The following is a 12,440-nucleotide window of genomic DNA, read 5'->3' on the forward strand; positions in this document are numbered from 1 at the left end:
GGAGCCTTTTGGACTTGGCCCCGTTGCGGGATGGTCCCACCATGTCTCTATAAGCGCAAGTGAGATGAACGCCGCAGGCGCTTCCAACGCAAGCCAAAGCGCGTTAGAACCGCTCTAATATTGAACGCAAAAAGGAGCCTTCATGCGTCCCAGCAAGCGCGCGCCAGACGAGATGCGCCCGGTGAGCTTCGAGCGCGGCGTCACCCGCTACGCCGAAGGCTCTTGTCTCGTGAAATTCGGCAATACGCACGTTTTGTGCACCGCATCACTCGAAGACAAGCCGCCGCAATGGCTGCGCGGACAAGGCCGCGGCTGGGTGACGGCGGAATATTCGATGTTGCCGCGCGCCACGCATACGCGCACGCGCCGTGAGGCTTCCGCCGGCAGGCTGTCCGGCCGCACGCAGGAAATCCAGCGCCTGATCGGCCGCTCGCTGCGCGCTGTGACCCATCTCCCGGCGATCGGCGAACGCCAGATCATGCTCGACTGCGACGTGATCCAGGCGGACGGCGGCACGCGCACGGCCTCGATCACCGGCGCCTGGCTCGCGCTGCGCGATTGTTTCGAATGGATGCGCTCGCGCTCCATCATCAAGGAAAATCCGCTGCGCGACCATGTGGCGGCGGTGTCCTGCGGCATCTTCAACGGCGCGCCGGTGATCGATCTGGATTACGCGGAAGACTCGACCGCGCAGACCGACGCCAATTTCGTGATTACCGGCTCGGGCGGGCTCGTCGAAATTCAGGCGACCGCGGAAGTAGCGGTGTTCTCGCAAGACGAGCTTTCCGCCATGCTGGCGCTGGCGCAGAAAGGCGTCACGGAGCTCGTTGCGCTGCAAAAAGCGGCGCTGGCGTAACCCCCTCCCCAACCCTCCCCCGCTTCGCGGGAGAGGGGGCAGATTGTGGCCTTCATCGAGAATGCTGATCGTGAGCGTCCCCTCTCCCGCCACAGCCCGTCGAGAGACGAGGGGAGGGGAGGGACAGGGAGGGGGCGCTTCCGCAAAAGAAATGCTGACGCAAATGACCCACCGAAAAATCCACGGCAAGCTCGTCATCGCGACGCACAATCCCGGCAAGCTCTGGGAGCTCCAGCAGTTGCTGGCCCCGCATGGCGTCGACGCCGTTTCGGCGGGCGATCTCGGCCTTCCCGAGCCCGAGGAGACGGAGACGACCTTCCGCGGCAATGCGGCGTTGAAGGCGCGCTCGGCGGCGATGGCCGCGGGCCTGCCCGCCTTCGCCGACGACTCCGGCCTCTGCGTCGACGCCCTCGACGGCGCGCCGGGCGTCTATTCGGCGCGCTGGGCGGGGGAAAACCGGGACTTCAAGGCGGCCTGCGCGCTTGTGCGGCAAAAGCTCGAGGAGCGCGGCGCCACGCCCCCCTATCGCGCCAACTTCACCTGCGCGCTCGCGGTGGTCTGGCCCGACGGACATATCGAGGAATTCGAGGGCCGCGTCGATGGCGTGCTCGTCTTTCCGCCCAAGGGCGACAAGGGCTTCGGTTATGATCCGATCTTCAAGCCCGACGAACTCGACAAGACTTTCGGCGAGATGATGTCCGCCGAAAAACACGCTTTGCCCGGCGACGGCTCGCGGGCGCTCTCGCATCGGGCGCGGGCGTTTCAGACCATGGCGAAGGCGTGTTTGGATTAGTCTTTTATCGACCGGAGCTTACCCGTCATTGCGAGCGAAGCGAAGCAATCCAGAGCAATGGTAGCGGCCCTGGATTGCTTCGTCGCTGCGCTCCTCGCAATGACCGCGTCGACGAACGCCGCGTCGCAATTACACAGGATCAAGCTTCCCGGCCGCCTTTCCCTTGGCGCGGAGCTGTGCCTTACTATCTTCCAACGGTAAAGACGCGCCGCCAAGGCGCACGACGCTGGAAACCCGATGGAAGGCCACCCATGACCAAGCATGAGAGTTTCGCCGCCGCAAAGCCCCCTTTCAAGGCGCGTTACGGGAATTTCATCAATGGCGAATGGGCCGACGCCAGGTCCGGCCGCGTCTTCGACAATCTCTCGCCGATCACGGGCCAGAAGGTCTGTGAGATCGCCCGCTCGGACAAGGACGACATAGAGGCCGCGCTCGACGCCGCCCATGCTGCGAAAGACGCCTGGGGCAAGACCAGCGTCGCGGAGCGCTCGCGGATTCTTTACAAAATCGCCGACCGCATGGAGGAGAACCTCGCGCTCCTCGCGGCCGCCGAGACCTGGGACAATGGCAAGCCGATCCGCGAGACCATGGCGGCCGACATTCCGCTCGCGATCGATCACTTTCGCTATTTCGCCGGCGCCGTGCGCGCGCAGGAAGGCGGCATTTCCGAAATCGACCACGACACGGTGGCCTATCACTTCCACGAGCCGCTCGGCGTCGTCGGCCAGATCATCCCGTGGAATTTCCCGCTGCTGATGGCGGCCTGGAAACTCGCGCCCGCGCTCGCCGCCGGCAATTGCGTCATCATCAAGCCGGCTGAGCAGACGCCGGCGAGCATTCTCGTCTGGGCGGAGGTCGTCGGCGATCTGCTGCCCAAGGGCGTGCTGAACATCGTCAACGGCTTTGGGCTGGAGGCCGGCAAGCCGCTCGCGTCCTCCAACCGCATCGCCAAGATCGCCTTTACCGGCGAGACGACGACGGGCCGTTTGATCATGCAATACGCCAGTCAGTCGCTGATCCCGGTGACCTTGGAGCTCGGCGGCAAATCGCCCAATGTCTTCTTTGAGGATGTCGCGCGCGAGGACGACGACTTCTTCGACAAGGCGATCGAAGGCTTCGTGATGTTCGCGCTCAATCAGGGCGAGGTCTGCACCTGCCCGAGCCGCGCGCTGGTTCACGAGAAGATTTATGACCGCTTCATGGAGCGCGCGCTCGCGCGTGTCGCCGCGATCAAGCAGGGCCATCCGCTCGACCCCGAGACGATGATCGGCGCGCAGGCTTCTTCCGAGCAGCTCGAAAAAATCCTGAGCTATATCGATATCGGCAAGCAGGAGGGCGCCAAGGTGCTCGCTGGCGGCGAGCGCAACACGCTCGAGGGCGATCTCGCCGGCGGTTACTATGTGAAGCCGACGGTGCTGCACGGCCATAACCGCATGCGCGTCTTCCAGGAAGAAATCTTCGGCCCCGTGGTGTCGGTGACGACCTTCAAGGACGACGACGAAGCGCTGCACATCGCCAATGACACGCTCTATGGCCTTGGCGCCGGCGTGTGGAGCCGCGACATCAATCGCTGCTACCGCTTCGGCCGCGCGATCCAGGCCGGCCGCGTCTGGACGAACTGCTATCACGCTTATCCCGCGCATGCGGCCTTTGGCGGCTACAAGCAGTCGGGCATCGGGCGTGAGAATCACAAGATGATGCTCGATCACTATCAGCAGACGAAGAACATGCTGGTGAGCTACAGCCCGAAGAAGCTGGGGTTCTTCTAGAAGCCCCCTCCCTGTCCCTCCCCCGCTTCGCGGGAGAGGGGACGCTCGCGATCAGCGTTGCTGATGAAGGCCACGATTTACTCCCTCTCCCGCGAAGCGGGGGAGGGTTGGGGAGGGGGTCTTGAACAGAATGAACCAGCCCCAAAGAGTCATCGCCACCGAAACCGCGCTCGCCCTCATCGAACGCCTCACCCGCGCGCACGGCCCCATCCTGTTCCACCAATCCGGCGGCTGCTGCGACGGCTCGGCGCCCATGTGCTATCCGGAGAGCGAGTTTCTCGTGGGGGACAATGACGTGAAGCTCGGCGAGATCGGCGGCGCGCCTTTCTACATTGGCCGCGCGCAATTCGATTACTGGAAACACACCCAGCTCATCATCGACGTTGTGCCGGGCCAGGGCGGCATGTTTTCTCTGGATAACGGAACCGGGCAGCGATTTCTGACCCGTTCGAGACTATTCTCTGACGAGGAGCTTGGCGCCTTCGCTCCCGCAGACCCAAGTCATTCGTAGCTGAACCCGTTGGCCGCTTTACGTTGGAAGGTTTCGATGAAAGCTCAAAGCCTGCATGAGACGCCGCCAGCGATTCCGACGCCGGGCGTAGAGACGATCCATTATTCGCTGCGAAAATGCAGCCTCGGCAAGGCGTTGATCGCCGTGAGCGAGAAAGGCGTCTGCGCCATATTGCTCGGCAACGACGCCGAAGTTCTGCAGGAAGACCTTCGCAGGCGTTTCAAAAAGGCCCTGCTGATCGAGGATGCGGATGGCGACGCGCTCGTCGACTCGGCCTTGGCGATGATCGAACGGCCCAACTCCCCCGTCGCCTTTCCCATCGACGCGCGCGGCACGGACTTCCAGCGCCGCGTCTGGGCGGCGTTGCGCGAGATCCCGCCGGGCCATACGACAAGCTATGGCGAGATCGCCCGTCGCATCGGCGCGCCGAAAGCGACGCGGGCGGTGGGGAGCGCCATTGGCGCAAACCCTGTGGCCGTCGCGGTCCCCTGCCATCGCGTGCTGCGCAGCGATGGCTCTCTGTCCGGCTACCACTGGGGAGCCGATCGCAAGCGTGTCCTGCTGGCGCGGGAGAAGGCGGTCCTGCCCCGCCATGTCGCGTGATCGGCGCGCCCTCATCCGACCCTCGCTAACGCGAGGGCCACCTTCTCCCGCATGCGGGAGAAGGAGAGAACACCGAGGTTTGGGAGCGTGACTCCTTCTCCCGCGCGCGGGAGAAGGTGGCCCTTGCGTTAGCAGGGGTCGGATGAGGGCCCGCCGCCTTACGCGGCGGCGCCGCAGCACTTCTTATATTTCTTGCCGGAGCCGCAGGGGCACGGATCGTTGCGGCCGGGCTGTTTGCCCTTCACGATCGGCTCGTTTTTGCGGTTGGCCTCTTCCTGGAAATACCAGCGGCCGTCGACCTTCTTGAACAGCGAGCGCTCGCGATGATCGTAGCGTTGCCCTTCGATGGTGAAGCTGGCGACGAACTCGACAAAGCCGCTGTCGTCGCCCTCGCCGCCCGCTTCGGTGGAGAGCACTTCGAGGCCGAGCCATTGCGATTGCTTCGCCCAATGGGTGATCGCCTTGCGGTCGAAATCGTCGCGCGTGCCGGGCGCAAGCGTCTCTTCGAGATAATCGATCTCGGCGCGCGTGAAGGCCGTGTAGCGCGAGCGCATGAGCGCTTCGGCCGTCGGCGGCGCCTTGCCGTCTTCGAGATAGGGCTTGCAGCAATCGGCATAGGCGCGCTTGTCGGCGTCGGTTACGCGGCAGGGGCAGATTGCGTCGGTCATGCTGGGCTTTCTGGTGAGTAATCTTGCGGGCGAAGAGCTAAGGGATGGCGCGCGCTCCGTCCATCACTTTCCGCGTGGGGTGCAGAAACGAAAAGAGCGGCCCGGCATCGCCGGCGCCGCTGCTTCTTCGTCTGGCGACAGTTCGTCTTACTTCTTTTCGGCCTGGAGAATCTTGACCGCTTCGATAGCGATAGGCTCGAGGCCCGCGCCGCCATGGCTCACATGCTCGGAAATCGTCGCGCGCATATGGGGGGCCCAGAACTTGCGCAAATGCTCGGCCATGCCGGCGGCGGCGCCGATCTTCTGCGCGCCGAAGAAGGAGCCGATCTGATTGGCCATTTTCACGAGCTTCTCAACTGAATCATGCGACATGTGCGGAAACCTGTTCGACGATGCGTCCTGGATGGGTGAAGATTTCGAAGTCGCGGCCCCGCATCACGGCCACGAGCGTCATACCGCATTTTTCGGCGCTGCGAACAGCCAAGGCCGTTGGCGCCGACACCGCCGCGATGATCGGCGCGCCGATGCGGGCGGCCTTTTGCACGAGCTCGACCGAGACCCTGCTCGTCATCAAAACCACGCCCTGCGACGCGGCGAGGCCCTGGCGCGCCAGCGCGCCAGCGAGCTTGTCGAGCGCATTGTGACGCCCGACGTCCTCGCGCACGACCAGCGCGTTCGAGGCGGGGTTCCAAAAAGCGGCGGCGTGAACCGCGCGCGTTTCCTGATTGATCTTCTGCGCGCCGGGCAGCCGGTCCATCGCCGCGATCAATCCTTCGGCATCGACCGTGAGCGCATTATCGAGCGTCGGCAGCGCGCGCGTCGCCGCCTCCAGGCTCTCGATGCCGCAAAGCCCGCAGCCCGTCGGCCCCGCCATGGAGCGCTTGCGCGCCGCATAGGCGTCCTGACGGCCGCCGCCGAGCCATGTGCGCAGCTCGATACCCGCGTCCGATGCGACGATCTCGACTTCGCCCGCTTCCTCGGGCGCGTCAATGAGCCCTTCGGTGATGGCGAAGCCGACCGCGAAATCTTCGAGATCGGCAGGCGTCGCCATCATCACCGCATGGGTGGAGCCGCCATAGGTGAAGGCGATCGGCGTTTCTTCGGGGATCACGCGTGAAGAGCGCGCCGTCACATCGTGACGGCGCGCCAGGCATTCTACCCGAAGAGTGGCCGACGGCGTCTCGGTCATTCCGCCGCGTCGATCGTGCTCACAATCCGCCGAGCGGACTCGGACAGCTCGCGATACTTCTCCTGGAACTCGGTGGGGCCGTTGCTCTTGGAGATCTGCACGGCCGTCACTTTGTATTCAGGGCAGTTCGTGGCCCAGTCCGAATTATCGGTGGTCACGACATTGGTGTTGCAGAGCGGATGGTGGAAGGTCGTATAGACCACGCCCGGCGCCACACGATCGGTGATCTTGACGCGCAGCGTCGTCTCACCGGCGCGGCTCGCAACCTTCACCCAATCGCCTTCGACAACGCCGCGATCCTCCGCGTCATGCGGATGGATTTCGAGAACGTCCTCAGGATGCCATTGGCTGTTCTCGGTGCGGCGGGTCTGCGCGCCGACGTTGTACTGAGACAGGATGCGGCCCGTCGTCAGCAGCAGCGGGAAGCGCGGCCCAACCTTCTCGTCGGTCGGCACATATTCGGTGATGACGAATTTGCCCTTGCCGCGCGCGAAGCCCTCGATGTGCATGATCGGCATGCCGTCCGGCGAGGCGTCGTTGCACGGCCACTGCACGGAGCCGACCTCTTCCAGCATCGTATAGGAGACGTTGCGGAAGGAGGGCGTCAGTCGGGCGATCTCGTCCATGATCTCGGACGGATGCGCATAGTTCCAACCCAGACCGAGCTTATTGGCGAGGTTCTGGGTGATCTCCCAATCGCCATAGCCATTCTTCGGCCTCATCACTTGGCGGATACGCTGGATGCGGCGCTCGGCGTTGGTGAAGGTGCCGTCCTTCTCGAGGAAGGAGCAGCCCGGCAGGAACACATGGGCGTAATGGGCGGATTCGACCAGGAACAGGTCCTGCACGATCACGATTTCCATATTGGCGAGAGCCGCCGAAACATGGCGCGTGTCGGGATCGGACTGCAGAATATCCTCGCCCTGCAGATAGAGGCCCTTGAACCGGCCCTCGACCGCAGCGTCGAACATATTGGGGATGCGCAGGCCGGGCTCGGGGTCGAGCTTGACGCCCCAGTCCGCCTCGAAAGCGGCGCGCGCCGCCTCGCCCGAAATGTGCTGGTAGCCCGGCAGCTCATGGGGGAACGAGCCCATGTCGCAGGAGCCCTGCACATTGTTCTGGCCACGCAGCGGGTTCACGCCCACGCCGCGACGGCCGAGATTGCCGGTCGCCATGGCGAGATTGGCGATGCCCATAACGGTGGTCGAGCCCTGCGAGTGCTCCGTCACGCCGAGACCGTAGTAGATCGCCCCATTGCCGCCGGTCGCATAGAGGCGCGCGGCGCCGCGGATGTCTTCGGCCTTGACGCCGATGACCGACTCCAGCGCCTCGGGGCTGTTGCGGTCGAGCGACACGAAGTCGGCCCAGGCCTGGAACTCGTCCCAATCGCAGCGCGCGCGGACGAATTCTTCGTTGACGAGCCCTTCCGTCACGATGACATGGGCGAGCGCCGTGACCATCGCGACATTGGTGCCCGGCTTGAGCGGCAGGTGGAAGTCCGCCTTGATATGGGGCGAACGCACGAGGTCGGTGCGGCGCGGATCGATGACGATCAGCTTGGCGCCCTCGCGCAGGCGCTTCTTCATGCGCGAGCCGAAGACCGGATGCGCGTCGGTCGGATTGGCGCCGATGACGAGGATGACGTCGGAGTCGTCGACCGAGTCGAAATCCTGCGTGCCGGCCGAGGTGCCGAAGGCCTGGTTGAGGCCATAGCCGGTCGGCGAATGGCAGACGCGGGCGCAGGTGTCGACGTTGTTGTTGCCGAAGCCGGCGCGCACGAGCTTCTGAACGAGATAGGTTTCTTCGTTCGAGCAGCGCGACGAGGTGATGGCGCCGACCGAGCCCTTGCCATATTTCGCCTGCACCGCCTTCAGACGGTCGGCGGCGAAGGTCAGAGCCTCGTCCCAGGAGACGACCTGCCACGGCTGGTCGATCGACTCGCGGATCATCGGGTTGAGGATGCGGTCGCCGTGATGGGCGTAGCCGTAAGCGAAGCGGCCCTTGATGCAGCTATGGCCGTGATTGGCCTTGCCGTCCTTCCAGGGGACCATGCGCACGAGCTCTTCGCCGCGCATCTCGGCCTTGAAGGTGCAGCCCACGCCGCAATAGGCGCAGGTGGTGACGGCGGAATGCTCCGGCTGGCCGATGGCGATGACCGACTTCTCGGTGAGCGTCGCCGTCGGGCAGGCCTGGACGCAAGCGCCGCAGGAGACGCATTCCGACTCCATGAAGGCTTCGTCCATGCCGGGCGAAACGCGCGAATCGAAGCCACGGCCGGAGATCGTCAGCGCGAAAGTGCCCTGCACTTCCTCGCAGGCGCGCACGCAGCGGTTACAGACGATGCACTTCGCCGGGTCATAGGTGAAGTAAGGGTTCGACTCGTCCTTCGGCTTCCAATTGAAATTGGCTTCGCCGTTGTTGCGGGCGAAGACATGGTTGGAGCCGTCATAGCCATAGCGCACGTCGCGCAGGCCCACGGCGCCGGCCATGTCCTGCAGCTCGCAATCGCCATTGGCGGCGCAGGTCAGACAGTCGAGCGGATGGTCGGAAATATAGAGCTCCATCACGCCGCGACGGATGGCGGAAAGACGCGGAGTCTGGGTCTTCACGGAGATGCCCGGCGCGACCGGCGTGGTGCAGGAAGCGGGCGTGCCGTTGCGGCCCTCGACCTCGATCACGCAGAGGCGGCAGGAGCCGAAGGCCTTGATGCTGTCCGTGGCGCAGAGCTTCGGAATCTCGGTCCCGGCCTCCATCGCCGCGCGCATGATGGAGGTTCCCTCGGGAACCGTGACGCTCTTGCCGTCGATGGTCAGCGTGACCATGTTCGCCGACTTGGACTCTGGCGTCCCGTAATCTGTCTCTTTGATAAGCGTCATGGCGGCTACCTCACTCAGCGGCTTCAAGGGCCGACTTGCGGAAGTCCTCTGGGAAATGGCGTAGAGCGCTCTCGACGGGATACGGCGCGAAGCCGCCCAATGCACACAATGAGCCAAATTTCATGGTGTGGCAGAGGTCCTTGAGAAGCTCGATATTCTTCTCGACATCCTGACCATTGCGAATTTTGTCGATCGTTTCGACGCCGCGCGTCGAGCCGATCCGGCAAGGCGTGCATTTTCCGCAGCTTTCGATCGCGCAGAATTCCATGCCGAAACGCGCCATCCACAGCATGTCGATCGTGTCGTCGAACACGACGAGCCCGCCATGGCCGATCAGGCTGTCTTTCGCCGCAAAAGCTTCGTAGTCGAAAGGTAGGTCGAAAAGCGACACAGGCACATAGGCGCCGAGCGGACCGCCGACCTGCACCGCCTTCACCGGACGGCCCGTGCGCGTGCCGCCGGCGATGTCATTGACGATCGTGCCGAGCGGAATGCCGAAGTCGGTTTCGAACAGGCCGCCGAATTTCACATTGCCGGCGATCTGCAGCGGCATGGTGCCGCGCGAACGGCCGACGCCGAGATCGGCGTAATGCTTCGCGCCCTTCTCCAGAATCATCGGCACGGTGGCCATGGAGAGGACGTTGTTGACGACCGTAGGCTTGCCGAAGAGGCCGACATGGGCCGGCAGCGGCGGCTTGGCGCGCACGATGCCGCGCTTGCCCTCGAGGCTCTCGAGCAGCGACGTCTCCTCGCCGCAGACATAGGCGCCGGCGCCGATGCGCAGCTCGACGTCGAAGCCGAAGCCCGAGCCCTTGATGTTCTGGCCGAGCCAGCCGGCGTCACGCGCCTTCTCGATCGCAGCCTGGAAGACCTTGGCGACGACCGGATATTCCGAGCGCAGATAAACGTAGCCCTTGGAGGCGCCGATCGCATAGCCGCAGATGGTCATGCCCTCGATGAGGGAGAGCGGATCGCCTTCCATGATCATGCGGTCGGCGAAAGTGCCGGAGTCGCCCTCGTCGGCGTTGACGACCACATATTTTTGCCCGGGCGCGCAATCGGCGACCGTTTTCCACTTGATGCCGGTCGGGAAGCCTGCGCCGCCACGGCCGCGCAGGCCGGACTTGGCGACCTCGTCGACGATCGCAGCCGAGCCGATCTCGAAAGCGCGTTTCAGACCCTTGAAACCGTCATGCGCCTCATAGTCGGCGACCGACAGCGGGTCGATCACGCCGCAGCGCAAGAAGGTGAAGCGGTTCTGGCGCTTCATCCAGGGGTGCTCTTCGACCACCCCGATGCTCAGCGCATGCGCGCCGCCGGTGAGGAAGCCCGCGTCGAACAGCGAGGCGACGTCCTTCACCTTGGCGGGGCCGTAACCGACGCGACCCGCGGGCGTCTCCACCTCGATCAGGGGCTCGAGCCAGAGCATGCCGCGCGAGCCGTTTCTCACGATCTCGACTTGCTGGCCGCGCGCGGCGGCCTCCTTGGCGACGGCGGCGGCGAGGCGATCGGCGCCCATCGCCACGGCGGCCATATCCAGCGGAATGTAGATCTTGGTCATTCGCCTTTCGCCTCTGCTACGATCTCGTCGAGCGTCGCGGCGTCGACCTGTCCAATCGGCTCGCCATCGTACAGGGCGGCCGGACTATGGGCGCACAGGCCCAGACAATAGACCGGCTCGACCGTGAGGGAGCCGTCGGGCGTCGTCTGATGCCATTCGAGCTTCTGGCGGGCGAGGAAGTCGTTGGCCTGCTTCTCGGCGCCCATCGACTGGCACGATTCGGCGCGGCAGATTTTCAGCGTATGGCGGCCGTGCGGGGCGCTGTGGAAGTCGTGATAAAAGGTGACGACGCCATGCATTTCGGCGCGGCTGATGTTCAGCGCCGTCGCCATTTCCTTCACCGCGGAATCCGGCACATAGCCGAATTCAGCCTGAAGCGCATGCAATATGGGCAGTGCAGGTCCTTCGAGGCCCATATGGGCCGCAATGATCTCCCGCGCCCGCTCGTCGCTATACTGAGCAGCGCCAGCCATTTCTTCCCTCGCTTTGGGGCGTCGACCTTCGAGACAAGGCGCCCTTCATTTATATTATTCCGATGACACTGCCGGAATTCCCGGCGCCGATCAATACCGTCCCGGCCGTTGCGCCATAGGGCTTGCCTATCAATCGGCCAGACTGCCGCTTTCGGCGAGCGCTTTTGCCTCTGCAACGAGCGCGCCAACCAGCGGAATGACCGGATCGCGCAGCGGGGCCACCAGACCGATCTCGTGGCCGGCCTCGGGCTCGACAATGGGGATAGAGCGGAGCGGCGGCTGCGTCCCCAAGGTTTTCGCGAGCTTTTCCGGCATGATCGTCGCCCAGCGGCCGGATTTGACGTGGTCGTAGAGCAGAATGACCGAGTTCGACTCGAGAATCGGCGCGAGCTCGGCGCCATTGGCGCCGATCAGCCGTTCGACGATCCGGCGATTCTGCATGTCGGGCGTGAGCAGGCACAAATCGATCCGGCCGACGTCGGCCCAGGTGACCCGATCGCGGTCGCTCAGCGGATTGCCCTCGGCTGTCAGCAGCCGGTAGCGTTCCGAACAAAGCGGTACGGTTCTGACACGGCCGAGCGGTTCATTATCGAGATAAGTAATGCCCGCGTCGATCTCGAGATTATCGAGCATGGCGAGCACCTCGGTGGATGACGCCGAGACCACCTTGAAGCGCACATGCGGATGCTTGGCGCGATAGGGCGTGGTGAGCGCCGAGACGATTCCCTCCGCCGTGGGAATGACGGCGATCTTGAGCTGCCCGCAGAGCCCTTCGCGCAGCGTGCGGACCTCCTGGCGCATGGCGCGGGCGTCGCCGACGATGCGCTTGGCCCATTCCAGCACCCGCTCGCCTTCGGCGGTCAGGCCGTGGAAGCGGGATGAGCGGTTGACCAGCAGCACCCCGAGCGAGTCTTCGAGCTGCTTGACGCCGGCGGAGAGCGTGGGCTGGGTGACGCCGCAAATCTCCGCCGCGCGAGAGAAGCTTTTCTCGCTGGCGACCGCGATGAGAAATTCGAGTTTGTCGATCACTTCGGAACGTGTCGGCGCCGATGGCGCCGCCTCTTGGGTTCATTCGCGGCATGCCCGACCACTTGGGCGGCGGCTCCCCCAGGTGCCTCTGCCTCGCGCTGGCCGTGCCATA

The 12,440-nt window shown here is 64.4% G+C and carries 12 protein-coding genes; 5 read left to right on the forward strand and 7 right to left on the reverse strand.

Annotated features, from left to right (window positions below; all coding sequences use genetic code 11):
- The first annotated feature begins 142 nt into the window (after nt 1-142).
- The 5 genes from rph to JJT62_RS19420 all read left to right on the forward strand — a co-directional run bounded on the left by rph (nt 143) and on the right by JJT62_RS19420 (nt 4,532).
- Nucleotides 143-856 (forward strand): ribonuclease PH, encoded by a 714-nt coding sequence (rph, locus tag JJT62_RS11425; protein WP_202072895.1) that lies wholly within the window; start codon nt 143-145, stop codon nt 854-856.
- Nucleotides 857-1,019: 163 nt separating this feature from the next.
- Entirely contained in the window at nt 1,020-1,649 is a 630-nt protein-coding gene (gene rdgB / locus JJT62_RS11430; RefSeq protein ID WP_202072896.1) for an RdgB/HAM1 family non-canonical purine NTP pyrophosphatase, read from the forward strand.
- Between the two features lie 251 nt (nt 1,650-1,900).
- A complete protein-coding gene (gene adh, locus JJT62_RS11435; protein ID WP_202072897.1) occupies nt 1,901-3,418 on the forward strand; it encodes an aldehyde dehydrogenase in 1,518 nt (505 codons plus the stop codon).
- 130 nt (nt 3,419-3,548) lie between these two features.
- Nucleotides 3,549-3,929: a DUF779 domain-containing protein gene (locus JJT62_RS11440; RefSeq protein ID WP_202072898.1), complete on the forward strand. Its 381-nt coding sequence runs from the start codon at nt 3,549-3,551 to the stop codon at nt 3,927-3,929.
- Nucleotides 3,930-3,965: 36 nt separating this feature from the next.
- Entirely contained in the window at nt 3,966-4,532 is a 567-nt protein-coding gene (locus JJT62_RS19420; protein WP_202072899.1) for a methylated-DNA--[protein]-cysteine S-methyltransferase, read from the forward strand.
- Between the two features lie 158 nt (nt 4,533-4,690).
- On the opposite strand, the gene JJT62_RS11450 is transcribed toward JJT62_RS19420, so the two are convergent.
- The 7 genes from JJT62_RS11450 to JJT62_RS11480 all read right to left on the reverse strand — a co-directional run bounded on the left by JJT62_RS11450 (nt 4,691) and on the right by JJT62_RS11480 (nt 12,328).
- Entirely contained in the window at nt 4,691-5,200 is a 510-nt protein-coding gene (locus JJT62_RS11450; protein ID WP_202072900.1) for a YchJ family protein, read from the reverse strand.
- A gap of 147 nt (nt 5,201-5,347) precedes the next feature.
- Nucleotides 5,348-5,539 carry a formate dehydrogenase subunit delta gene (locus JJT62_RS11455; RefSeq protein WP_330084169.1) on the reverse strand — a complete coding sequence of 64 codons (192 nt, stop codon included), beginning with the start codon at nt 5,537-5,539 and terminating at the stop codon, nt 5,348-5,350.
- A 22-nt stretch (nt 5,540-5,561) separates the two neighbouring features.
- Nucleotides 5,562-6,389: a formate dehydrogenase accessory sulfurtransferase FdhD gene (gene fdhD, locus JJT62_RS11460; RefSeq protein WP_202072902.1), complete on the reverse strand. Its 828-nt coding sequence runs from the start codon at nt 6,387-6,389 to the stop codon at nt 5,562-5,564.
- Entirely contained in the window at nt 6,386-9,265 is a 2,880-nt protein-coding gene (gene fdhF / locus JJT62_RS11465; protein WP_202072903.1) for a formate dehydrogenase subunit alpha, read from the reverse strand. Before fdhF ends, fdhD begins: the two co-directional genes overlap by 4 nt.
- 10 nt (nt 9,266-9,275) lie before the next feature.
- Nucleotides 9,276-10,826, reverse strand: coding sequence for an NADH-quinone oxidoreductase subunit NuoF (locus JJT62_RS11470; protein ID WP_202072904.1), 1,551 nt, complete (start codon nt 10,824-10,826; stop codon nt 9,276-9,278).
- Entirely contained in the window at nt 10,823-11,299 is a 477-nt protein-coding gene (locus tag JJT62_RS11475) for a formate dehydrogenase subunit gamma (protein WP_165051135.1), read from the reverse strand. Before JJT62_RS11475 ends, JJT62_RS11470 begins: the two co-directional genes overlap by 4 nt.
- Before the next feature lie 129 nt (nt 11,300-11,428).
- Nucleotides 11,429-12,328: a LysR family transcriptional regulator gene (locus tag JJT62_RS11480; RefSeq protein WP_202072905.1), complete on the reverse strand. Its 900-nt coding sequence runs from the start codon at nt 12,326-12,328 to the stop codon at nt 11,429-11,431.
- Nucleotides 12,329-12,440 lie beyond the last annotated feature (112 nt).

It is taken from the genome of Methylocystis sp. Sn-Cys (assembly GCF_016745395.1).
Lineage (GTDB): Bacteria > Pseudomonadota > Alphaproteobacteria > Rhizobiales > Beijerinckiaceae > Methylocystis > Methylocystis iwaonis.